This is a genomic window from Gammaproteobacteria bacterium, from assembly GCA_015709615.1.
Lineage (GTDB): Bacteria > Pseudomonadota > Gammaproteobacteria > Burkholderiales > Nitrosomonadaceae > Nitrosomonas.
Genome location: CP054179.1, coordinates 1,681,341 through 1,705,355 on the forward strand (window position 1 = coordinate 1,681,341; position 24,015 = coordinate 1,705,355).

Sequence of the window (24,015 nt, forward strand, 5' to 3'; positions counted from 1 at the left end):
GTAAATAACCACCTCGGCCGCGTCATTAAGCCAAGCAAGAACATAAGTGCAATATAGTCCCGCCGTGACTAAATTCGGCAACCAACCCCGCTTTGGACGGCAATCCTTGGCGGGGTTTTCTCATTTGGTGAAATGAGGTTTACAAATAATAGCACTGGTTGGCCAAGCTGCGATAGTTAATGGAATTCATAAAAATACATGGCGCCTCTATATAGAGAACAAACATTCATAATTACTAATAGATGTTGTGCTTCGGTTTGGTAGTTTTGATGATTGCCGGGTGCGTATTCGTAGATATAAGAGTCTAATGGAAAAGCTATATTTTCTATGGGAAAAATAATTTCATGAGTTTCTAAAAGCTTTTAGAGCTATATTTGACGCCGCTTGCAGTGTGAAAATTTAGGGTGAGTGAGTACCAGAAAGCGCCAGAATAAACGCCATTAAGAAGCACAAATATCACAGAATATTGCATGCACCTAGACACCTAGAGCGCTATCAGTGGTAGTTGGTGAACAAGTGCTGTTAAATTTATGCAGCCTTAAACGGTATCACCTCTGCTCCGGCTTTCAGCTTATCCAGATAATCCGCCCATGCCTGCATCATGTGTGCCCTTGGTTCAAGGTACAGCGCATGGTTGTATGCCGCGCTTACTGCATCGCGTTGTGTATGTGCAAGCTGCAATTCGATATGGTCATGATTGAATCCTTGTTCGTGAAGGATCGTTGAAGCTACCCCCCGGAATCCGTGGCCGGTCATGCGGCCGTGATACCCCAACCGGTAGAGTGCGTAAAGAATCGTGTTATTGCTCATGGTCTTGCCGTCTCTGCGTTCGCTTGGGAATAACAACACGTCATCAGCCGCCAGTTTGTGGATTTCTTCCAGTACCGTTATTGCCTGGTTGCTCAAGGGTACGATGTGCGGGGTTTTCATCTTCATGCGTTCGGCTGGTATGCGCCATTCTTTCTTGATCAGGTCGATTTCATTCCATTGTGCGCCAATCAGTTCACCCGTGCGAACAAACGTTAACGCCATAAGCTGCAATGCAAGGCGGGTGAGTGGTTGCCCGTCATAACCATCGATATTGCGCAGCAATTCAGGTAATTCTCTCTCGCTCAACCGCTTGTGATTGGTTTTCTTGGCGGGCTTCAGTACATCGGAAGGTTTTATATCAGCCGCCGGATTACGTTCTGCCAACCCATGCGCCACGGCATAGCGCATAACCTGCCCGCACATCGTCAATACACGCTTGGCAATATCCAGCGCACCACGTGATTCAACCTTGCGCACCATCGCTATGAACTGGGCTGCGGTGATTTCATTCACGGGTTTATGACCAATGGCCGGGAATGCGTCCGCTTCCAGCCGCCGGATCGTGTAACCGGCGTGGCGTCCAGTCTTGTCATGCTTCCAGTGATTCCACCAAAGCCGGGCTACCGATTCAAAACTATTGGCGGCTGCAATGGCTGCCTGCTGTTTTTCTTCCTTGCGGTTTTCTGAAGGGTCTATGCCTTGCGCCAGCAGTTCTTTCAGGCGTGCGTGTTGATTGCGTGCTTCTTTTAGTGAAACGTCAGGATATACGCCGATTGAAAGCATTTTGGGTGTGTCATTAAAACGGTATCGATACCGCCACCATTTCGCGCCAGAAGTTTTCACCAGTAAAGCCAGTCCGTGCCCGTCTGCTAGTGAATAATCCTTTTCTTTGGGCTTTGCCGCTTTGATGATTGAATCGGTCAGTTTCATGTGAGTGCCTTTATCCTATTGGATTGCGCAAAAATGTGAGTAACCTTTTTATGAGTATTATAGTTACTCACAAAGTTACACACAAATTCGGTGTGTTACTCACATTTCACATGGTTGCCTACGATTAACAAAAAACCCGCTAAACTTAACATTTACGCGGGTCTTGTTGGCATTACTGGGTGTTAATTGGCGCATCTTTGGCGGAGAGGATGGGATTCGAACCCATGTGCCAGGTTACCCTGACCATCTGATTTCGAGTCAGCGCCGTTATGACCGCTTCGGTACCTCTCCGACTTTAAAATAATACACCCATTTGACTGACTCAAAGTCAAATGGGCATTACAAATTATAACTTCACATGCTTTATGCGGCGACTGTCAAGGCAGCACGCATTTTTTGCAGTGCCTTGGCTTCAATTTGACGGACACGCTCTGCGGATACGCCCAATTCATCAGCAAGATCATGCAGTGTTGCCGTATCTTTTTCCCTTAACCAGCGAGCTTCAATGATATGGCGGCTGCGATCGTCCAGGCATGCGAGCGATTGCTGCAATCCTTTCTCGCGTAAATGCGCGATTTGTTCGTTCTCCAGGATTTGCGACGGTTCTTCGCCATTAGTCAGGTAACTGATCGGACTGAATGTTTCATCTTCTTCATCCGATACGGGCTCCAATGCAATATCCGAGCCATTGAAGCGTTTTTCCATTTCGACCACTTCCTCGGACTTGACACCCAATTGCGCGGCCATCGCATCCACTTCCTGCGGATTCATCGTATCCAGTCCTTGTTTCATGCTACGCAAGTTGAAGAACAGTTTGCGCTGTTGCTTGGTGGTGGCTATTTTAACCAAACGCCAGTTACGCATGATGAATTCATGAATTTCCGCTTTGATCCAGTGCACGGCAAAGGACACCAAACGTACACCACGCTCAGGGTCAAAACGCTTGACCGCTTTCATCAGACCGATATTGCCTTCCTGGATCAAGTCAGCTTGCGGAAGACCATATCCCTTGTAACCGCGCGCTATTGCGACCACAAACCGTAAATGCGACAGAATCAGTTGTTGCGCAGCCTCGATATCGCCATGATTCCACAGGCGCCGCGCCAAGCTGCTTTCTTCTTCTTGGGAAAGAATGGGGAAAGAATTAGCAGACTGAATATAACTTTCTAAACTTCCACCCATTGAAGGCAGTGTCAAAGCATTCGTCATTGTAATAATCTCCTGATTAAGATTTTCGCCCAGTTTTTATCTTTCAAACTGGCAGTATTCTAGCACTCCCACAATGAGAGTGCCAAATATTTGGAAAGTTCGCTATGGGGATTCTGCTTATTTAGGTTCGATCTGCCAAAGATGGCTCGCAACCGAGATACGCGCGCCCAGCCACCCCAGCCAGCCGGAAAACAGCAGCAAACTAATACTGTCTGCCGTAGTAAGAGGCTGCAACTGCAAATCAATGGCGTAAAGTTGTGACAGCACAACGAGTCGTTCATTGAAGGTACGAATGGCCAGCGCCATGATAAGCCATGCCGTAGCGCCTCCCGCCAATCCTTGCAGTGCGCCGAAATAAAGGAAGGGCCGCCGGATAAAGCTGTCGGTCGCGCCGATGAGTTTGGATAATTCGATTTCATCCCGCTTGGTGAGAATTTGCAGGCGAATGGTGTTGAACATGATCGCGATAATCGCGATGCTCAACAGCGTTGCCAGCATCAGCACGGCAAAGCGCCCGAGCTCGAGTAATGCGTTCAAGTGCTCGATCCAAGCGGAATCGAATTGCACATGTTCGATTTCCGACCAGTCTTGCAAGGCCAAGCGCAACTGTTCCAGAGCTTCAGTGGTGTTTTCCTGGGTATGGATAACAAAGGCATCCGGCAGCGGGTTGCGCGCCAGACTTGCAGCGATATCGGTAAGTCCGGTGCTTTGTTGCAACTGCTGCAGTGCAGCATCTTTCGGAATAAACTGAATGGTCAGGATTTGCGGGTTTTCTTCCAGGCGCTGATTGACTTTTTCGATACTATCCTGCGTCGTATCCAGCTTAAGAAACAAACTCATCTGCGGAGAACCCGCCGTTTGCCCGGAAAAAGCTTGCAGGTTTTGCATCAGTACATAAATGCCTGCCGGCAGGCTGAGCGCAATCCCCATTACGATAATGCTGAGCAAGCTTGTGAGCGGTGTTGCAATCAGCCGTTTGAGCGTGAGAAAAAATACAAACCCATGTTGTGTCAGCCATGCGCGTATCATGCCGCCAGTTTTCCTTGTTTCAGTGACAGAATGCGATGCTGCGTATCTTCCAATAGCGAAGCATCATGCGTTGCGATCAACACCGTCACGCCCACCTGATTGAACGACGTAAACAAAGCCATGATATCCCGGGCGTATTCCACGTCCAGATTGCCGGTCGGCTCATCGGCGATCAGAATAGCCGGACGATGAACCACCGCGCGTGCAATGCAGAGCCGCTGTCTTTCTCCGCCCGATAACGCAATCGGCATGGCTTTTTCTTTTTTTAACAGACCCACTTTATCCAATGCGGCACGGACACGGGCAGCCACCGTATTGTGATCGAAATTGCTGATTTGCAGCGGCAGCAAGACATTATCGAATACAGTGCGATCGAACAGCAACTTGTGATCCTGAAAGATGAAGCCGATTTTGCGGCGCAGATACGGAATAGCCGCCGGTTTGAGCTGGGCGATATTCTGCCCGCTGATCGTGATGACACCGGAAGTCGGCCGTTCGATCGCCGCTATGAGTTTCAATAACGTGCTTTTACCCGCGCCCGAGTGACCAGTCAGAAACACCATTTCGCCGGATGCTACTGACAAATCAACGTTATTCAGCGCCACATAGCCGTCGGGATAGCGTTTCGAGACATTCTTGAAAGTGATCATATCAGTGACGTTCAATCAAACAGCGCATCAACAAACTGTCTGGCATCAAACGGCCGTAAGTCATCCACCCCCTCACCGACGCCGATAAAGCGCAATGCCGGGGGATTTTCCGGATATTGCCCGGCAATCGCAGCCACCACACCGCCCTTGGCGGTTCCATCCAGCTTGGTCAAGATCAGGCCGGTAACATCCAGCGCCTCATCAAACGCTTTCACTTGCGCGATGGCATTTTGCCCCGTATTGGCATCGAGCACCAGTAGCACTTCGTGTGGCGCATCGGGCATGGCTTTGGTAATGACGCGTTTTACCTTCTTGATTTCTTCCATCAAATGCAGTTGCGTTGTCAACCGTCCGGCGGTATCCGCCAGTACGATATCGATGCCACGCGCCTTGGCCGAATTGACTGCATCAAAAATCACCGCTGCGGGATCGCTTTTTTTGTCCGGATCGTTATCCGGGGCGATGACCGTGACGTTGTTGCGTTCCCCCCAGGCGATCAATTGCTCGCGTGCCGCCGCGCGGAAAGTGTCGCCGGCAGCCAGCAATACCGATTTGCCTTGTCCTTGAAAATATTTGGCCAGTTTACCGATCGACGTGGTTTTCCCCACGCCATTGACGCCGGTGATCATGATGACAAACGGTTTGTGCGTCGTGGTATCCAACGGCTGCACCAGCGGCTCCAGCATGGCGGCGAGCAGCTCTTTCAGCGCTTCTTTCAATTGCGCCGAGTCGGTTAAGGCGTCGCGTTTGACCTGTTTGCGGAGATTTTCAAGCAACTGCTGCGTGGCGCTCACACCGATGTCGGAGGTCAGTAAAACGGTCTCCAATTCTTCATACAACGCCTCGTCGATTTTGCCGCCGCCGAACAAACCCGACAGCTGTTTGCTCAGATTCTGCCGGGTGCGCGCCAGTCCCAGCTTGAGTTTGGCGGCAAAGCTTATCGGCTCTTCCGGTTTGGCTTCGGCTTCGACTTCGACTTCAGCTTCGGCTTGTGCATCGGCGTCGAGTGAAACCGGTGTTCCTGCGGATTCCGCGGGATCCTTTTTGGATTTAAAAAAACTGAACATTCTGGTAGGCTCTTCTACTGATATACATCGAAAATTCTCAAAGTCTAATTTTATTCTGTTTACTTACATTTTGGTTGGTAAAAATGAAACCTGATGATTGTTTTACGTTGCTTCGCCTTTTCTCATTTTCCGCATTGTTTGCCGCAGCCGTGCTGATTTCATCTCCGGCGACTGCCAATCCGCATGAATATTTGCTCGATAATGGCCTGAGATTGATTGTTAAGCAGGATCACCGCTCACCGGTCGTGGTGACGCAAATCTGGTACAAAGCGGGCAGCATCGATGAGGTCAACGGCGCTACCGGCGTGGCGCATGTGCTGGAGCATATGATGTTCAAAGGTACGGAGAAAGTTCCGGGCGGAGAATTTTCCAAGCGGATCGCAGCCGCGGGTGGACGGGAAAACGCTTTTACCAGTTACGATTACACCGCCTATTACCAACAACTGCATAAAGACCATCTGCCGATGGCGATGGAACTGGAAGCCGACCGGATGCGCAACCTGATTCTGACCGAGGAAGAGTTTGCGAAAGAAATCAAAGTGGTGATGGAAGAACGGCGGTTGCGCACCGAAGATCAGGCACGTTCCTTACTGTATGAAAAAATGATGGCGGTCGCGTATCAATCGCACCCGTACAAAAATCCCATCATCGGCTGGATGAACGATCTGGAGAATATGACGGTTGCAGATGCGCGTGAATGGTATGACCGCTGGTACGCGCCCAATAACGCAATTTTGGTTATTGTCGGTGATGTCGATACCAATGAAGTATTCAGACTGGCACAAAAAAACTACGGCACTATTCCTAAACATACTTTATTGCCGATCAACGCCCGCAAACCCCAAACCGAACCGCCGCAAACCGGCACCAAACGCATCATCGTCAAAGCGCCGGCAGAGTTGCCCTACCTCATGATGGGCTATCATACGCCCACCATTAAAAACATCATGGAAGACTGGGAGCCGTATGCGCTAGAAATATTGGAAGGCGTACTGGATGGCCATGCATCGGCCAGACTGAACAAAAATCTGGTACGGGAAAGCCAGGTCGCCAATTCGGCCAATGCCGGTTATAGCGCGATAGCACGCGGCCCAAGCATGTTCTTTCTGAGCGCGGTGCCGCGTGCCGGCAAAACGATCACCGAACTGGAGCAAGCACTGCGAAAAGAAATTGAAAAAATCGTCAAAGACGGCGTTACCGAGGAAGAACTGTCGCGAGTCAAAGCGCAAGTTATCGCCGGCCATGTGTATCAGCGCGATTCCATTTTTTCCCAGGCGATGCAACTGGGCAGGCTGGAGAGCACCGGGCTATCTTACCGCGACATCGATGTCATCCTGGAAAAGTTAAAAGCAGTTACCGCAGCGCAAATACGCGACGTAGCGAAAAAATATTTCAACGACGACAGCCTGACGGTGGCCGTACTGGATCCGCAGCCGCTGGAACAAAAAACACCGGTGAAAGCGCCGAGCGGTTTAAGACACTGAGCCGGTTAAATCGAGTGGAAATATCAGAATGCTGACAGACGCATTGGAAATTAGCGAAAAGCCGAGCGGCTGTCAGCGTGAAACCGAAAATTATTGACTTTCTAAACACCTTTATTTTTTCGTGCCGTCATGGGTATGGGTATGCCCATCATCGCCGTGTTTACACATACGATCCATCATGCGATGCATTTCCGATTGATCGATAAAACCGTCCTTATTGACATCTTTTTTGTCAAACATGGCTTCATGATGCTTCAAGAACTCTTCCTTGCTGATTTTGCCATCCTTGTTCGTATCGACGGACGCCATGTGTTCGCATTCGTGACCGTGAGAGCCGTGCTGATCGCCGGATTTCGCATCCCCATGACTATGACCGGATGCGTGTCCGCTTTGATGCTGATGTCCGCCTTGTGTGGCATCGGCGGCCATCGCTGTTATTGCGCTTCCTGAGAGTAAGAAAACCGTTACAACAGTCATAGAAAGCGCATTTCTTTTAAGGCTCATCTTGTTTCTCCTAAGTGTGGGATGGTTGTGAACGAAAGATCAAAATTTCCTTTCCGGCTTTTAGAAACGACCCCGCTTGGAAAGTTCGGCAGGTAATGGCAACATTTCCCGAAGCATGGTACTTATCGTTGTTTCAAGCAACGATAAAGTGCTGACGGTAATACTTCAATTCATTGATGGAATCATAAATATCCGCCAATGCCTCATGCTTGCTTTCTTTCGTCAGTCCGTTGACTATCTCCGGTTTCCAGCGCTTGACCAGTTCCTTCAAAGTGCTGACATCAAGGTTGCGATAATGAAAATAGGCTTCCAATTGCGGCATCGTGCGCACCATGAAGCGCCGGTCCTGGCAGATGGAATTGCCGCACATCGGCGATGCGCCGGGCGGCACATGCAGTTTCAAGAACTCGATTAATTGCGCCTCCACTTCCGCTTCGCTATTGCGCGAGGCTTTCACCTTGCCGATCAGGCCGGATTTGGAATGCGTCGATTGATTCCATTTATCCATACCGTTCAGCACCTCATCCGGCTGGTGCACAACCAGAACCGGACCTTCGGCTATGGTATTGAGCTGCGAATCAGTGATAACCAAAGCAACTTCAATGATGCGGTCGGTATCGGGATTGAGTCCGGTCATTTCCATATCGACCCAGATGAGGTTATTGTTATCTTGTGCCATAATGGTTTCGATTTTTTTGAATGTAATGCGCTTAATTGTGTCATATCGCCGTTAGTCCGTCACTTTTAAACAAATGCGGTTTATTTTGTGACGATCACTTAATGTGCCACGTGAATTTAAACTTTCAAACTCAAGATAATTGATTATGCAAACATTTACATTGATTTTTCTGATTGCACTGCTGCTCACGACGGCAACCCAGATCTGGCTGGCCGTGCGGCATATCCGCTATGTACGTGCGCATCAAGACAGAGTGCCGGAAGAATTTTCCGGCCAGATCAGTTTGAACGATCACCGCAAGGCCGCGGATTATACCTGCGCCAAAACGCGCGCGGGTTATCCGGGCATTTTGCTGCATGTCGTGTTATTGCTGGCCTTTACACTGGGCGGCGGTTTGAGTGCCTTGAGCGTTTTTTGGGCCGGCTGGCTGAACGATCCTTTGCTGCATGGCATGGCGCTGATCATCAGTGCATTTTTGCTGATGAGCTTGGCCGAACTGCCGTTGAGCTACTACCGCACGTTTGTAATCGAAGAGCAATACGGTTTCAATAAAATGACACCCGCGATGTTTTTCGCCGATCTGGTCAAGCAAGCCGCGCTCGGTTTGTTGCTGGGCGCTCCGCTACTGTTTTGTGTGCTGTGGCTGATGGAAAAAATGGGCGAAAGCTGGTGGCTATACGCGTGGTTTGCTTGGATCGCGTTCAATTTGTTCGTCCTGGCAATTTTCCCAACCTGGATCGCACCGCTGTTTAACAAATTTACCCCACTGGAAGACGCCACGCTTAAAACGCGCATTGAGCAATTGATGAGCAAGTGCGGTTTTAAAGCCAGCGGCTTGTTCGTCATGGATGGATCGCGCCGCAGCAATCACGGCAATGCGTATTTCACCGGTTTCGGCAAAACCAAGCGCATCGTTTTTTTCGATACGCTACTGGCGCGGCTCAATCCAAGCGAAATCGAAGCGGTGCTGGCGCATGAACTGGGGCATTTCAAGCATCGCCATGTCATCAAGCGCATCGTGGTATCGTTTGCGATGAGTTTGGCATTTTTATGGTTGCTGGGTTATTTGATGCAGCAAAGCTGGTTTTACCAAGGTCTGGGCGTGAACGTTGCAGCCGTGCCGTCAACAGCAATGGCATTGCTGCTGTTTTTCCTGGTGATGCCGGTATTTACTTTCCTGCTGCATCCGATTTCCAGTCTTTATTCACGCAAGCACGAGTTTGAAGCCGATGCCTATGCAGCGCAAAATTCTTCCGCCGACGATCTGGTGCGCGCGCTGGTCAAGCTGTATCAGGACAACGCGGCAACGCTGACACCGGATCCCCTGCATTCGGCTTTTTACGATTCACATCCGCCCGCGTCGATCCGTGTGGCGCACTTACAAAGTCAGGGGCAAGCATGAACACTTCCGTGTGCGATTTGACATCCAAGCAATGCAAGCCATGCGAAGGCGGCGTACCGCCGCTTTCCGGCGCAGAAGTCGACACATACCTGCGGCAAATCGAAGACTGGCAACTGCAAGGCAAACAAATCAGCAAAACCTACGCTTTCAAAAACTATTATCAAACCATGGCGTTTGTGAATGCGGTGGCGTGGGTTTCGCACCGCGAGGATCATCATCCCGATATGCTGGTTGGTTACAACCAGTGCGTGGTGACGTACACCACGCATGCCATCGGCGGCTTGTCCGAGAACGATTTCATCTGCGCGGCTAAAATCGACAAGCTGTTTGCCATTTGAGTAATCGCCTGCAAAATTCAGAACGCCGGGAAGCATCATCAACTGGACGGGTGGTTGCCGCTTTCGGCAGGCACTATTCGGTTGAGACTGAAACAGGTGAAATCATTTCCTGCGTCATGCGCGGCAAGAAAGGCGGTGTTGCCTGCGGCGATCGAGTTGATTACCAGTTCACCACCGCCGGACAGGGGGTGATCGAAAAGATCCAGCCGCGTACATCGCTGCTGTACCGTAGTGACGCTTTCAAAGAAAAAATCATCGCTGCCAACGTGACGCAAATCATTATCGTGGTTGCGGCCGTTCCGAGTTTTAGCGAAGAGCTGATCAACCGCTGCCTGGTTGCTGCCGAGAGCGAAAATATCGAGGTATTGATTGTGCTGAATAAAACCGACCTGATCGAACCCACCCGGGCGGCACTGGATACACTCTCGCTATATGCAAGCCTTGGCTATCACATCCTGCAGCTCAGCGCGCTGCAGGATGTCTCCGCGCTTCGTCCTTACCTGAAAAGCCACTTGAGTGTATTGGCAGGGCAATCCGGCATGGGCAAATCCACGCTGCTCAACACTCTGATTCCGCAAGCCAATCGCGCCACTGCAGAAATATCGGCAGCACTTGATTCCGGCACGCACACCACCACTCACTCGCAGCTCTACCATCTCGATGAAAACGGCGCCATCATCGACTCCCCCGGCTTCCAGGAATTCGGCTTGAGCCATATCAAAGAAGAAAACCTGGCGTGGGGATTTCTCGAATTTCATCCCTACTTCGGCCAATGCAAATTCAGCAACTGCCGTCATCTCAAAGAACCCGGTTGCGCCGTGCTGGCCGCGGTGGAACAAGGGAAAATTCATTCCAAGCGGCTAGCTTTTTATCAGAAGCTATTGCAATAAAATGATTTAAGTTGTATTCATCCTCGGGCGCGATAATCCATGAAACAGATGATTTTTGGTGCTGCTGATGATGTGAACAAGCCGAAGCGAACGATGAAGAAATGGTATATGCAAGCAATCGAAGCATCAGCGCCATGGTAAGGATTGATTGAGGTAGATGATCAAAGCGATCCGGCGCACACCATGACCGGCACCACGACCAAGATTCGCATTGGGCATTGCTTAAAACTAATTCTTTTAGAATGATTTTCTTGGTGTTATAATTCCCGCCTTTTGTTGTGTCTTGCTGTTTAGTAAAAAGTTATAGATACAATATATTGTAATTAATTGAGGAATTTGCCTATTTATGACGACGATTAAAGTTAAGGAAAATGAGCCGTTCGAAGTTGCTATGCGCCGCTTTAAGCGCTCAATCGAGAAAACAGGAATATTGACTGAATTGCGCGCGCGCGAGTTTTATGAAAAACCGACTGCGGAACGCAAACGCAAGCTGGCGGCTGCTGTAAAACGGAATTACAAACGCCTGCGCAGTCAATTATTGCCGCCTAAGCTTTATTAAGTCATTATATTAATTGGCACCGGTTCTTTTTCCTGCTGAATTCATTGAAAAGCGATGAGTTGATAATCAATTAGTTCCATCTATTCATTATGAGCTTGAAACAAAGAATCACTGATGATATGAAAATGGCGATGCGCACCGGCAACGCCAAACAGCGGGATACCATCCGGTTGCTGCAAGCTGCTATCAAACAACGCGAGGTGGACGAGCGCATAACGCTTGATGATTCAGCCATCGTCGCGGTAATCGAAAAGATGCTCAAGCAACGAAAAGATTCGATTACTCAGTATGAAGCAGCGCAGCGATTGGATCTTGCCAATAGCGAGAAAGAAGAAGTTTCCATTTTAAGCGCCTACATGCCGCAAGCATTGAGTGATTCGGAAATCGAGCATTTGATAACGGAAGCAATTTCGGAAACCAAAGCTGCTGGCATGCAAGATATGGGCAAAGTGATGAGCATACTGAAGCCTAAGATTGCCGGACGCGCTGATATGGCGAAAGTGTCGACGCTTATCAAAACCAGAATAGCAGGCTGATATTCAGCAGCGCGCCAGATTCTCTCTAAAATAAACCATAAAAATTGCAGTTTATTTATACTTGAAGCTGATTGTAAATGAATAGCTTCCGGTAAATGATTCCGCAATCTTTTATTCACGATTTGCTCAATCGCATTGATATTGTGGATGCGATTGATCGTCACGTTCCTCTCAAAAAGGCCGGAGCCAATTTTGTCGCCTGTTGTCCCTTTCACAGCGAAAAAACCCCATCGTTCACAGTCAGCCAATCCAAACAGTTTTACCATTGTTTTGGTTGCGGCGCTCACGGCAATGCAATCAGCTTCTTGATCGAATATAGCGGGCTAAGTTTTGTCGAGGCAGTGGAAGACCTGGCGGCTTATGCCGGCATGCAGTTACCGGCTCCAGAGCAACAAGCCGGCACTTTTTCTGACCAAACTACTGCTGATAGCTCCTCACGTGATCAAAAAATTGCGGGTAGCAATAATTCTGACGTATCACCGCAAGCGCTATTAAACGCTTTACAGGCAGCTACCCGCTATTACCGCGAGCAATTGAAAGCTTCAGACAAGGCTATCGCTTATCTCAAAAAACGGGGTTTATCCGGCCAAATAGCAGCGCGCTTCGGTATTGGTTATGCCCCCCCCGGCTGGCAAAATCTCGAAGCCGTTTTTACTGATTATAAATCCGAGAAAACACGAAAAATACTGATGCAAGCAGGACTGATCATCAGTGACGACGAAGCCAAGCAGTATGATCGTTTCAGAGACCGGATCATGTTTCCGATCCTCGATCAAAAAGGCCGGATCATTGGTTTTGGCGGGCGCGTATTAGGACAAGAAGAACCCAAATATTTGAATTCTCCCGAAACGGTTTTGTTTGAAAAGGGGCGCGAACTATACAATTTTTTTTCCGCGCGCCGCGCCATCCGCGCAGCAAATTACGTCATTGTCGTTGAAGGTTATATGGATGTCATCGCGCTTGCGCAGCGCGGGATTGACAATGTCGTTGCAGCCTTGGGCACGGCGACAACAAGCTTTCATATCCAAAAGCTTTTGCGCCAGACGGATAACATCATTTTCTGTTTTGACGGCGACAAAGCCGGCAGAAAAGCAGCCTGGCGCGCACTTGAAAATAGCCTGGCGTTGCTATCCGATGGTAAGTACCTGAGCTTTCTTTTTTTACCCGAAGGCGCAGATCCGGATAGCTATATCAATCAATTCGGCAAAGAATCATTCGAACAGCAGCTTAAACATACGCTGCCGCTGTCGGAGTTTCTATTCAAGGAATTATGTTCGGAGGCGAACCTTCAAACCGGCGAAGGCCGCGCCAAATTGATAAACGCAGCAAAACCGCTGCTACAACAAGTCACGGCACCAGCGCTTTCATTAATTCTCACAAGGCGCTTGGCGGAATTAAGCGGGGTTGACCAAGAAGAATTAAGCGAACTATTGCAAATAAAGCGTACTTCAGGAACTCATAAAACAGAAAAAGATCCAAGAAGACAAAGCATTACACTCTATCGCCGGTTGATTCGGATTTTATTGTATGACCCGAGTCATATCGCTAAACTTGACCGCAAATTACTTGTCGAATGGAGCGAAAAAAATGAAGAAGTCGCTGCACTCAAAACGTTGGTAGTCTTTTTAGATACGCATCCACACTTAATTGAAAATGAATCGGCATTCTCAATAGCCGCTTGCTTGCAAGATAATCAGTATCGAACGCTATTGGAGAACATCGAAAGCGAGACATTGGAATGGAACAATCCGGTTGATCTAGAACTCGAGTTTCTGGATACGCTAAAAAAACTACAACAAATGCAGTACCAGAAACGCATGGCTGAGCTGCACAGCAAGCCTTTGAATCTGTTGACTGATGAAGAGAAACGAGAACTGCAGCGATTGGCCTTGCGATGAAATCGGTTATGAGGTGTCAGGCATACCGAATTTTGCTATAATCCAGGTCTTTCAGCTTTTAATTTATCCATATTATTGGGAATCCAATATGCCAAAGAAAAAAGCGGTCGAATCAAAAGATATAGATCAAAAAATTATTAAAGAATCAACAGCGCAGATAATAAATAGTACCGACAGTGAAATGGTAGAAAAAAAAGAATCTAAAAAATTAACAGCTAAAACTGAAAAAAATATTAAAGCAACCAGTAAAAAAACCAATGAGAAAATTGCTGGCACAGAAACAGCCGATACGGTTGAAATAACAGAAGTATCAGCTAAATCGGCACGCAGCGCAGCGGAAATCTCTCAAGCAATACTAAGCTCAAGTGATGCAGAGTTCAACGAAGGCAAAAAGGCGCGCGGCAGAACCGCCAAAAAAAATAAAGCTGCTGCCGGTCTGGACTCCATCGACGAAATAGAGTCCGTCTCTGTTATAGAAAGCGGCAATCCACAGCCGCAGGACCTCGAAGCACGGCGCATGCGCCTGAAAATACTGATCGGATTAGGCAAAGAACGCGGCTACCTGACTTACGCCGAAATCAATGACCATCTGCCGGATGACATGCTGGATGCGGAGCAAATCGAAGGCATCATCAGCATGATCAATGATATGGGCATTTCCGTGCACGACGAGGCACCGGATGCGGAAACATTGCTGATGTCCGATGCAGCGACAACCGTAGCTGACGAAGATGTGGCGGAAGAAGCTGAAGCGGCGCTTTCTACGGTAGATTCCGAATTTGGCCGGACCACGGATCCCGTCCGTATGTATATGCGCGAGATGGGCTCGGTTGGCCTGCTGACGCGCGAGAGTGAAATTGAAATCGCGAAGCGCATTGAAGGCGGTCTGCGCCATATGATTCAAGCTATTTCAGCCTGTCCTCCGATCATTGCAAAAATTGTCGATCTGGCATCGGAAGTTGAAAAAGACATTTTGCGCATTGATGAGGTTGTTGATGGATTGCTGGATGCCAATGCGCAAGAAATAACGAATGAAGAATTTTCTGAAGAATCCTTAGAGCAAGAGTTAGCTTCCGGTGACCTCGGCGATGACGACGAAGACGAAGAGGGCGACGGCTCAGCAATTGCCAGCGCGGATTTGTTAAAACTGAAAGCAGATGCTCTGGAGCGTTTTGCAATTATCCGTGAAATATATTGCGAGATGCAAAACTTGCTTGAGAAAGAAGGCCCCTATCATCAAGGATATATTGAATTTCAGGACAAAATTTCAGCCGAATTAATGGGCATTCGTTTCTCGGCAAAAATGGTGGAGAAACTCTGTGATACGCAACGGGAATTAGTGAACGATGTGCGTAACTATGAACGCAAGATCATGGATCTCTGTGTATCCAAGGCAAAAATGCCACGTAATCATTTCATTAAAACATTCCCCGGAAATGAAACCAATCTTGATTGGGTAGTGCAAGAAATTGCCGCTGCTAAACCATACAGCCCGGCACTTGAGCACTACAAGCCAGCCATTCTGGAAGAACAGCAGAATTTGCTGGAGCTCAAAAATAAAGTAGGTATTCCGATCAAAGATTTGAAAGAAATCAATCGCAAAATGTCGACGGGTGAAGCGAAAGCACGCCGAGCCAAGCGTGAGATGACCGAGGCCAATTTACGTTTGGTGATTTCCATTGCCAAGAAGTATACCAACCGTGGGCTGCAGTTTCTTGACTTGATTCAGGAAGGCAACATCGGCCTCATGAAAGCGGTTGATAAATTTGAATACCGGCGCGGTTACAAATTTTCTACCTATGCCACATGGTGGATACGTCAAGCCATAACCCGCTCAATTGCCGATCAAGCAAGAACTATCAGAATTCCGGTTCACATGATCGAAACGATCAATAAAATGAATCGTATTTCACGTCAGATCCTGCAAGAAACTGGGCAAGAACCGGAACCCGCAGTGCTGGCTCAAAAAATGGAAATGCCTGAAGAAAAAATTCGCAAAATTCTTAAAATCTCCAAAGAACCCATCTCGATGGAAACCCCGATTGGCGACGATGAGGATTCACATTTGGGCGACTTCATTGAAGACGCAACCACGATGGCGCCTGCCGATGCCGCAGTTTATGCCAGCTTGCGTGGTGTCACCAAGGACATATTAGATTCCTTAACACCACGCGAAGCCAAAGTGCTGCGTATGCGTTTCGGTATTGAGATGAATACCGATCACACTTTGGAGGAAGTCGGTAAGCAATTCGACGTCACCCGCGAACGCATCCGTCAAATTGAAGCCAAGGCATTACGCAAATTGCGTCATCCGGCTCGCTCCGAACGCTTACGCAGCTTTTTGGATACCGGGAATAATTAGAATTTGGGTCTGTAGCTCAGTCGGTTAGAGCAGGGGACTCATAATCCCTTGGTCGCTGGTTCGAGTCCAGCCAGACCCACCAATAAATCAAGAGGTTAGAGTGTTTCTCTAGCCTCTTTTTTCTTAGGGTGTGTCAAATTTGTGCCAATAAAGACATTTGAAACCAGTTCGGCATGCTGTAAAAGTTGGGGTTTTGATAGGTGAGCATACCGCCTGACCATCTCTTCCGATTCCCAGCCTCCAAGCTCCTGTAACACATTCATGGGCGCACCTTGTTGGGCTAACCAACTTGCCCATGTATGGCGCAGGTCATGCCATCTGAAATTATCTATTCCGGCCCGTTTCAAAGCATTTCTCCATGCGCTGGTATTTGCCCAAGAAATTGAGCGACCTTTATAAGTAAATACTCTGCTTGGATGCTTGCCACTTTGCCGAAATAGAACAGCCAAAGCTATTGAATTTAGCGGCACATGGATTGCCTTTCTTGCTTTTGCCTGATCAGGATGAACCCATGCAGCCTTGCGTTCCAGATCAATTTGGCTCCATTCCAAGTTAATTACGTTTGATTGTCTTAATCCAGTTGATAAAGCAAAAATCACCATATCCTGTTGATGAGCGGGTAATTCCTTAAGAAGCATTTTCACCTGCTCAGGAGTTAACCAACGTACTCGGTGTTTAGGTTCCGGAAATAATCTAATTTTCGGAACCTTGTCAGTCCACTCCCAGTCATAGCATGCCTTGCGCAAAATTGCCCGTATCAGCGCTAAATGCCGATTAGCAGTTGATGGGCTAGTTTCTTTGGCCTTGGTATGTGCAATATGATCTATCAGCATCCGATCAATCTCATTCAATAGCTTTTTACGTAAAAACTGCTGTAGCCATCGTAATTTCTCCTTGTCACGTTCATGCGTCGCTTTGTGCTGTGTTTCTAACAAAAACTTGCATGCCGCCTCATCCCAAGTCCGCTTTGGCTTATTCCCCAGTCTTGCAACTCGCCAGGATTCCGCTTTCAACTTATCGTGGAATTCTTGCGCCTGGGTTTTATCTTCAGTTGCAGCAGAGCATCTAACTCGCTCGCCGCTTGGTGTGGTGAAACTAATCCACCACGTCTTACCACGTTTACAGAGTGACATAATTGTTTCTCCTCATGTCCCACTTGCAACGCTTGCCGAGTGCAAGCATATAACGAGCGAATGTGATCAGCAAGATCATCTTCAATAAATGCCCACCGTTTCCCTAGTTTTGCACCAGGTATAATCCCCGCTTTAGCGCGACGGCGCACTTCTTCAGGGTGCAATTTCAAGAATTGGGCAGCTTCACTTAAATTTAATGTTCTCATGTACTATCCAACTTATTTTTAGAAAACCTTGCTATAACAAAATCAAAAATATGATTACAACTGAAACCAAGATTAAGGTTGATGCCAGCAAATTGATGATGGCCGCTTGTCTGGAAATTCTGGCTAGATCATAAATTTCCTGATCCACTCCACTTTTTATCTTTTCATCGATCAGCTGAATACAGCTTTCCAGAAATTGGTCTCGTGTTAATTGCGCGTTACTCATGGATGCGCTGATGATGGCATTGGATTTTTTGGTCGAATATTCACACCACCGATTAAAGTTTTCTTCCAATATCGCCTGGTAATCGCTTAGCAGCTCAGCATGGGCTTTTTCGTTTTGTTCCAGCAATACTTCGTTGAGCGTGTGCATCATGAGTACCGGATCATCTTGTGATAGAACAATCCCATGTTCCGACGCTACTCTTTCAATGAGCGCATCTAATTTGTTATTATTCATGTTAAAACCGCAGCTACATTTTCAATGCTGGTGAAGAGCTGCCTGCGGATAATCGTTAATCGTTGGCGTACCATCACCGGTAAAGTGCTATTCTTTAATGCTTCATCAAACGTGAATTTTGATTGCAGAATCTCACTTAAATCTTTGCCGAAAGTCTCAGGCTTGTAGTACGGGATTCGGATGATGGCGGATACTCGCGCTTTGTTATCCACATAAGCTTTCATTTCTTCAAACTGCTTGCCATTCATGGTGATTTCTCCCCAATAGGGATTTAACCAGACAACAAACAGCGCTTCTTTCGGAAACTGTTTAATCAAATGCACAAAGCCATTGAGTGTATCCAGTAAAGCCTGACTACCGGTGATGACAGTATGCACAACCAATTCATGCCCCATATCCAGAAGTAAGGCGGGTATCTGATTGCTGATGAGGTAATGTGACATCGATACAAAGGTGCTGGCACCATTATCAATAATGACGTCATTTTCAGCTTTGGCGATCAATTCAATTAAGTCATCAAACTTTCTCGGATCAATCTCATCATTGTTCATCACATTAATCTGCTTAACATTGAGTTTTTTAAATCCATAAAAAGTGGCATTCACTGGATCTGTATCAATGCATAATGGATTGCCCCCTTTGGCAAACTTATGTTGTGCTAGCGTGGATGATATGAACGACTTCCCTACTCCGCCCTTCCCTTGCAAAATCATATGTATTTTAGCCATCAGACCAACTCCTCTTTTTCAGTTGCAGAATTAAAACGAAATCCTTCATGAGCATTCCCAGCTGACTTTCCTTGATCAATGCGCGGATGCTGCTTTCTGTCCTTGCCAATATGTCGATTGACCAAAGTCCTGAACCATTGATAAGAACATGTGATTTTTTCTTCCTGGTGCAAAATGTTCCAGATCTGGCGAATCGTCCATCCATCCTTTAATGCTTGTTCAATTTCCGGTTTCAACGCAATGAATGCCGGTAAAAATTGCTTACCGGTACTTTTGTTTTTATCCGCATAAAGTGCGATTCGATCTGATAAGGATTTAGTCATCACAATTTTTACAAAAATATTTATCTTGGCGTCCAAACAGTTCTTGAATTTCTTTTGAATTATTTTTTGTTTCTTTTTGTTGCTTTCAGTTTCTCTTAATTGCTTATCCTTTTTTTTGTTTCCAAGTGACTGTTATTTAGTTGAATGAAGCTTCTTTCAAGCGTTTTTGTATTGTTTGAAATTATGATATAACGAAAATAAACTATTTGCAAACATCGATTATAGTGTTAGTATATTTCTTGAAACTCACAGAACCGGGCAAGATATGTGGAGATGGCCATCTCCACCACAACTTATTCGCACAGTGTGCTCAACGTTGATCTTGCTCTTCGAGGAAAACTGAAATGATTGACAAAAAGAGCCCCAACACAATCAAAAAAGAAAGAAGAGAGAAGAAGCTCAGGGTTCCTGTTTTGCCAATTGAGGAAGCTGAAATAAAGAGTAAAGCAACGGATGCTGGATTAACTGTTGCTGAGTATCTGCGCAATCTGGGCTTGGGTTATCAAGTACCTAGTATTGTTGACAGCAGACAGGTAGATAGCCTGCTAAAAATTAACGGCGATCTTGGCAGGCTGGGTGGATTGATCAAACTTTGGCTTACCAACGACAAGCGCACAAAATTAATTGGCAAGTCGCAGTTGCATTTAACCTTGGACAGTATCCGGAATACACAAAGCGCCATGCTCAATGAAATTATGAAGCTTAAAAAATAACTTTCGGAATAGTCCTTTTTGACTTAAGCAGCTTAAATACGATGATCGCTAAAATCATACCCATCAAATCAGTGCGCAAAAGCAGCTTCTCTGTGCTGATACAGTATTTAACTGATCCCCAAGACAAGAGTGAACGTGTCAGCCAGATCAAGGTATCAAACTGCTATACAGACGATCTAACGGCTGCCTTACTTGAAGTTCAGAACACGCAGGAAATGAACACGCGCGCCAAATCAGACAAAACCTGTCATTTGGTACTGAGCTTCCCTGAAGGGGAACGTTTATCTCTTTCTGATCTGAATGCTATTGAAGAACAATTTTGCGATGTCTTGGGTTTTAATGGTCATCAACGCATCAGCGTAGTCCACGATGACACCAATAACCTGCACATGCATATTGCAATCAACAAGATACATCCTGGAAACTTAACAATCCATAATCCCTACTATGACTACAAGAAAGTAGCTAAGCTTTGTGAGCAGATCGAACAAGAATATGGCTTAACCACAGTTAATCATGAAACTGTGAGTGATAAAGCGTCCAGAGTAGCGCAAGAAATTGAAGCCAGGACAGGCGTGGAGAGTTTATTGGGCTGGATCAAGCGTGAGTGCTTGGATGAATTGAAGCAGTCGGACAACTGGCAGGATTTGCATCAGGTTTTAGCTAAGCATGGCCTTGAAATCAAGGAACGTGGCAACGGGTTTGTATTGGTTGCCAATAATGGCGTGGCTGTTAAAGCCAGCTCTATTGATCGCTCTTTATCCAAAGGGAATTTAACTCAAAGACTGGGTGCATTTGTACCTAGTGAGCATTCTGCAAAATCGTCACAACAAAACGCCAAACAATATCAGCCAAAACCATTACAAAACCGGATGGATACTTCAAAGCTTTATGCGCGATACCAACAAGAGCAAGCGAATAGCGTCAGACAGCGAACTACTCAATGGGCCATGCTGCGACACAAAAGGGATCAACTCATTGAGCGCGCCAAACGGGAAGCCAAACTCAAGCGCAACATCATTAAAAGCATCAAAGCCGGTAGATTGGCTAATAAAGCGCTATACGCAACCGCACATCAGCAATTCAAAACGACTATCGAAGTCATTAAAAGTGATTACCAAAAAGCCTACCAGCAATCTAAAAACCGTCATTCCAGAATGGGGTGGCTGTATTGGTTAGCATTTGAGGCCAAAAATGGCAATGCTGAAGCATTGGCTGTTTTGCGATCCAGAAGAATCGGTCAATTTAAGGGCAACCAGGTATCGGCCAAGCCAAGCAATGATAAATCTAATGGCTACTTCAAGGATGGCTTTATTAAAGATAGCTCTGTGGAATCGATCACCAAAATCGGCACAGTCACTTATAAAGCAGGATCAACCACAATTCGCGATGACGGCAAGCGATTAATCGTGCTGCCGGATACAACACAAGATGCATTGGTGGATATTTTACAAGTGGCCATAAAGAAGTATGGCAGTCACCTGGCAATCAATGGAACTGAATCGTTTCGCCTTCAGATAGCTCAGGTTGCAGCACAAAACCAAATGCGCATCACTTTTGACGATAAGCCACTTGAACAATACCGTCAGCAGTTGATGAAACAGCATGCTTTAAATAGAGCGCAATCGGTAGGTCAAAAACGATCCACCACCTCCATCACCACTCGAAGGAGCCTCTGATGAATAACATCAATCTGAGTTCTAAAGACAGCAGAAATATCAAAAAAGACAAGATTATCGTTCGCTCATTATCCATTGTCTGTCTTATTGGCGGATTCCAAGTCGCCACCCAGTATTTTGCTCACCAATTCAACTATCAGCCGCAATTAGGCACGCACTTCTTTAACATCTATGAACCCTGGGCAATTCTGCTATGGGCAAATAAATGGTATGGCGAGTATTCGGGCATCTTCGATCTGGCGGCAGGCTTCGGTATTTTATTCTCCAGTATCGGTTTGATATTGGTGCTGGTCATTAAAATGGTGCTGGCCAATTCATCCCGGACCAATCAGGGATTGCATGGTTCAGCCAGATGGGCCGACAAAAAGGATATTGTAGCTGCAGGATTACTAGCAACAGGCAGGTATAGCAAGAGTAACAATAACGACGCCGTTTATGTCGGCGGCTGGCGGGATAATTCCGGCAAAACCCACTATCTGAAACACAGCGGCCCGGAACATGTGTTGTGTTATGCCCCGACCCGCTCAGGCAAAGGTGTCAGTCTGGTTATACCGACCCTGCTTTCCTGGACTCAGAGCGCGGTCATTACTGATCTCAAAGGTGAGTTATGGGCACTCACTTCCGGTTGGAGAAAGCAGCATGCTAAAAACAAGGTGCTGCGTTTTGATCCGGCATCAACCAGTAGCGCGCATTGGAATCCGTTAGATGAAATCCAGATTGGCAGCGGCATGGAAGTGGCCGATGTTCAAAACCTGACCACCTTAATAGTTGATCCAGATGGTAAGGGATTGCAAACCCACTGGCAGAAGACCAGCCAGGCATTGCTGGTAGGTGTCATTTTGCATGTTTTGTACAAGTCTGAGCGAGAAGGGTCTCCGGCCACTTTATCGACTGTCGATGCAATGCTCTCTGATCCTGATCGCGATATCAGGGAACTGTGGATGGAAATGGCTATGCAGGATTATCTGGATGGCAAAAGTCACCCAGTGATTGCAGCCAGTGCGCGCGACATGCTGGATCGCCCGGAGGAAGAAGCAGGTTCGGTATTATCGACAGCCAAATCGTATTTGTCTTTGTACCGCGATCCGATTGTGGCCAACAACATCAGCACATCGGATTTTACAATCCGCGACCTCATGCACCACGAGCATCCTGTCAGTTTATATATTGTTTCGCACCCCAATGACAAATCGCGGCAGCGTCCTTTAATCCGCATTCTGATCAATATGATCATCAGAAAGCTGGCCGATAGAATCACATTTAAAGATGGTCAACCAGCCGCGCATTACAAACACAAACTGCTATTGATGCTCGATGAATTCCCAAGCCTAGGCAAGCTTGAAATCTTTCAGGAATCCCTCGCGTTTATCGCAGGCTATGGCATGAAAGCCTATCTGATCTGCCAGGATTTGAATCAGCTCAAAAGTCGCGAGACCGGCTACGGGCATGATGAAGCGATTACTTCCAATTGCCATATCCAGACCGCGTTTGCACCTAACCGGCTTGAAACGGCGGAACACTTATCCAAACTGACCGGGCAAACCACGGTCATCAAAGAACAGATTACCACCAGTGGACGCCGCTCATCGATGATGCATGGACATGTCACCCGCACCCTACAGGAGACGCAGCGCGCGTTATTAACGCCGGATGAATGTATGCGACTGCCCGGCCCCATGAAAGATGCTGAAGGCAAAATCACCAAACCAGGCGACATGATCATTTATGTGGCCGGTTTCCCAGCCATTTATGGCACGCAGCCTTTGTATTTCCAGGATGAAACCTTTAGTGCACGAGCACAAGTGAATCCCCCGAGCTTCAGCGACAAATTAACCGGGCTGTGAGATACCCCGCACGCATGAGAATCAATTTCATGAAAAAAACCATAAAAATCCTGGTTGTTTCTTTACTGGCATTGAGCATTAGCCTGTTTGTGCTGAGTATTGGTTTTCAGATCAGCGGGATTTATATCAATACCACACCAAGTTTGCCAGTGGGTTTCTACAAAGTTGTTGATGAACCAATTGTCAGCGGCGCTTATGTTGCTTTCTGTCCACCACAGAATGCGGTTTTTGATATGGCTAAGGACAGATCCTACATCAATCGAGGGGATTGTCCGGGCGGTTATGGTTTGTTGCTGAAACGGGTGTTTGCACAATCCGGAGATACGGTTTCCATCGATCAGGCTGGCATCTTTGTGAATGGTGAACATTTACCTAACAGCGCTCAGCTAACAGCTGATGCTGAGGGTCAACCATTGCCACAATACCGGCTTCAAACTGTGCTGAATGATGCTGAATACCTGCTGCTATCCGATGTGAACCCCCAATCCTTTGATGCGCGCTATTTCGGACTGATTGCGCGTGATCAGATTAAACAGGTTGTCCGTCCAGTTTTTACCTGGAGTCATTAATTAAAAATTAACA

Annotated in this window: 23 protein-coding genes and 2 tRNA genes; 13 read left to right on the forward strand and 12 right to left on the reverse strand. The window is 47.2% G+C overall.

All coding sequences use genetic code 11. The features are described from left to right. Positions 1-528: 528 nt before the first annotated feature. From HRU77_08165 to ftsY, 6 genes are all read right to left on the reverse strand, one after another. Complete coding sequence (locus HRU77_08165) at positions 529-1,740, reverse strand: tyrosine-type recombinase/integrase (GenBank protein QOJ20672.1); 1,212 nt, start codon at positions 1,738-1,740, stop codon at positions 529-531. A gap of 198 nt (positions 1,741-1,938) precedes the next feature. Then, positions 1,939-2,031 (reverse strand) — tRNA-Ser (locus tag HRU77_08170). A gap of 72 nt (positions 2,032-2,103) precedes the next feature. Further along, positions 2,104-2,949 carry an RNA polymerase sigma factor RpoH gene (gene rpoH / locus HRU77_08175; protein ID QOJ20673.1) on the reverse strand — a complete coding sequence of 282 codons (846 nt, stop codon included), beginning with the start codon at positions 2,947-2,949 and terminating at the stop codon, positions 2,104-2,106. A 117-nt stretch (positions 2,950-3,066) separates the two neighbouring features. Next, entirely contained in the window at positions 3,067-3,978 is a 912-nt protein-coding gene (locus HRU77_08180) for an ABC transporter permease (GenBank protein QOJ20674.1), read from the reverse strand. Further along, on the reverse strand, positions 3,975-4,628 hold the full coding sequence (ftsE, locus tag HRU77_08185; GenBank protein ID QOJ20675.1) for a cell division ATP-binding protein FtsE: 654 nt from the start codon (positions 4,626-4,628) through the stop codon (positions 3,975-3,977). The genes HRU77_08180 and ftsE overlap by 4 nt, the downstream gene beginning before the upstream one ends. Positions 4,629-4,639: 11 nt before the next feature. Next, positions 4,640-5,695, reverse strand: a complete 1,056-nt coding sequence (ftsY, locus tag HRU77_08190; protein ID QOJ20676.1) for a signal recognition particle-docking protein FtsY — start codon at positions 5,693-5,695, stop codon at positions 4,640-4,642. 83 nt (positions 5,696-5,778) lie between these two features. Between ftsY and HRU77_08195 the strand changes: the two genes are divergently transcribed. Continuing rightward, a complete protein-coding gene (locus tag HRU77_08195; protein ID QOJ20677.1) occupies positions 5,779-7,179 on the forward strand; it encodes an insulinase family protein in 1,401 nt (466 codons plus the stop codon). Between the two features lie 111 nt (positions 7,180-7,290). Here HRU77_08195 and HRU77_08200 read toward each other — a convergent pair whose 3' ends face one another. Together HRU77_08200 and orn are read right to left on the reverse strand one after the other, a co-directional pair. Then, positions 7,291-7,683, reverse strand: a complete 393-nt coding sequence (locus HRU77_08200; protein ID QOJ20678.1) for an EF-hand domain-containing protein — start codon at positions 7,681-7,683, stop codon at positions 7,291-7,293. Positions 7,684-7,816: 133 nt separating this feature from the next. Continuing rightward, a complete protein-coding gene (gene orn / locus HRU77_08205) occupies positions 7,817-8,362 on the reverse strand; it encodes an oligoribonuclease (GenBank protein QOJ20679.1) in 546 nt (181 codons plus the stop codon). Positions 8,363-8,507: 145 nt separating this feature from the next. Between orn and HRU77_08210 the strand changes: the two genes are divergently transcribed. The 8 genes from HRU77_08210 (at position 8,508) to HRU77_08245 (ending at position 16,429) form a co-directional block, all read left to right on the forward strand. Next, complete coding sequence (locus HRU77_08210) at positions 8,508-9,764, forward strand: M48 family metallopeptidase (protein QOJ20680.1); 1,257 nt, start codon at positions 8,508-8,510, stop codon at positions 9,762-9,764. Next, the gene (locus HRU77_08215) at positions 9,761-10,102 is read left to right on the forward strand and encodes a 4a-hydroxytetrahydrobiopterin dehydratase (GenBank protein QOJ20681.1); all 342 of its coding nucleotides are present in this window, start codon (positions 9,761-9,763) and stop codon (positions 10,100-10,102) included. Before HRU77_08210 ends, HRU77_08215 begins: the two co-directional genes overlap by 4 nt. Before the next feature lie 8 nt (positions 10,103-10,110). After that, positions 10,111-10,992 (forward strand): ribosome small subunit-dependent GTPase A, encoded by an 882-nt coding sequence (gene rsgA, locus HRU77_08220; protein QOJ22107.1) that lies wholly within the window; start codon positions 10,111-10,113, stop codon positions 10,990-10,992. A gap of 346 nt (positions 10,993-11,338) precedes the next feature. Then, complete coding sequence (locus HRU77_08225; protein ID QOJ20682.1) at positions 11,339-11,551, forward strand: 30S ribosomal protein S21; 213 nt, start codon at positions 11,339-11,341, stop codon at positions 11,549-11,551. A gap of 89 nt (positions 11,552-11,640) precedes the next feature. Further along, the gene (locus HRU77_08230) at positions 11,641-12,087 is read left to right on the forward strand and encodes a GatB/YqeY domain-containing protein (GenBank protein QOJ20683.1); all 447 of its coding nucleotides are present in this window, start codon (positions 11,641-11,643) and stop codon (positions 12,085-12,087) included. A 95-nt stretch (positions 12,088-12,182) separates the two neighbouring features. Continuing rightward, positions 12,183-13,985, forward strand: a complete 1,803-nt coding sequence (locus tag HRU77_08235) for a DNA primase (protein ID QOJ20684.1) — start codon at positions 12,183-12,185, stop codon at positions 13,983-13,985. Between the two features lie 88 nt (positions 13,986-14,073). Then, entirely contained in the window at positions 14,074-16,347 is a 2,274-nt protein-coding gene (gene rpoD / locus HRU77_08240) for an RNA polymerase sigma factor RpoD (protein ID QOJ20685.1), read from the forward strand. A gap of 5 nt (positions 16,348-16,352) precedes the next feature. Further along, positions 16,353-16,429: transfer RNA gene (locus tag HRU77_08245), tRNA-Ile, on the forward strand. A gap of 13 nt (positions 16,430-16,442) precedes the next feature. Here HRU77_08245 and HRU77_08250 read toward each other — a convergent pair. The 4 genes from HRU77_08250 to HRU77_08265 all read right to left on the reverse strand — a co-directional run bounded on the left by HRU77_08250 (position 16,443) and on the right by HRU77_08265 (position 19,233). After that, a complete protein-coding gene (locus HRU77_08250; GenBank protein QOJ20686.1) occupies positions 16,443-17,480 on the reverse strand; it encodes a site-specific integrase in 1,038 nt (345 codons plus the stop codon). Between the two features lie 237 nt (positions 17,481-17,717). Continuing rightward, positions 17,718-18,146 carry a conjugal transfer protein TraM gene (locus HRU77_08255; GenBank protein ID QOJ20687.1) on the reverse strand — a complete coding sequence of 143 codons (429 nt, stop codon included), beginning with the start codon at positions 18,144-18,146 and terminating at the stop codon, positions 17,718-17,720. Then, positions 18,143-18,874, reverse strand: a complete 732-nt coding sequence (locus HRU77_08260) for a conjugal transfer protein TraL (protein ID QOJ20688.1) — start codon at positions 18,872-18,874, stop codon at positions 18,143-18,145. The genes HRU77_08255 and HRU77_08260 overlap by 4 nt, the downstream gene beginning before the upstream one ends. Beyond that, a complete protein-coding gene (locus HRU77_08265) occupies positions 18,874-19,233 on the reverse strand; it encodes a hypothetical protein (GenBank protein ID QOJ20689.1) in 360 nt (119 codons plus the stop codon). The genes HRU77_08260 and HRU77_08265 overlap by 1 nt, the downstream gene beginning before the upstream one ends. 308 nt (positions 19,234-19,541) lie before the next feature. Between HRU77_08265 and traJ the strand changes: the two genes are divergently transcribed. The 4 genes from traJ to traF are packed head-to-tail and all read left to right on the forward strand — an operon-like array spanning position 19,542 to position 24,002. Then, positions 19,542-19,910: a conjugal transfer transcriptional regulator TraJ gene (gene traJ / locus HRU77_08270; protein ID QOJ20690.1), complete on the forward strand. Its 369-nt coding sequence runs from the start codon at positions 19,542-19,544 to the stop codon at positions 19,908-19,910. Positions 19,911-19,951: 41 nt separating this feature from the next. Next, entirely contained in the window at positions 19,952-21,589 is a 1,638-nt protein-coding gene (locus HRU77_08275; GenBank protein QOJ20691.1) for a relaxase/mobilization nuclease domain-containing protein, read from the forward strand. Then, positions 21,589-23,433 carry a type IV secretory system conjugative DNA transfer family protein gene (locus HRU77_08280; protein ID QOJ20692.1) on the forward strand — a complete coding sequence of 615 codons (1,845 nt, stop codon included), beginning with the start codon at positions 21,589-21,591 and terminating at the stop codon, positions 23,431-23,433. Before HRU77_08275 ends, HRU77_08280 begins: the two co-directional genes overlap by 1 nt. A 29-nt stretch (positions 23,434-23,462) precedes the next feature. Continuing rightward, positions 23,463-24,002, forward strand: coding sequence for a conjugative transfer signal peptidase TraF (traF, locus tag HRU77_08285; protein QOJ20693.1), 540 nt, complete (start codon positions 23,463-23,465; stop codon positions 24,000-24,002). The last annotated feature ends 13 nt before the right edge of the window (positions 24,003-24,015 follow it).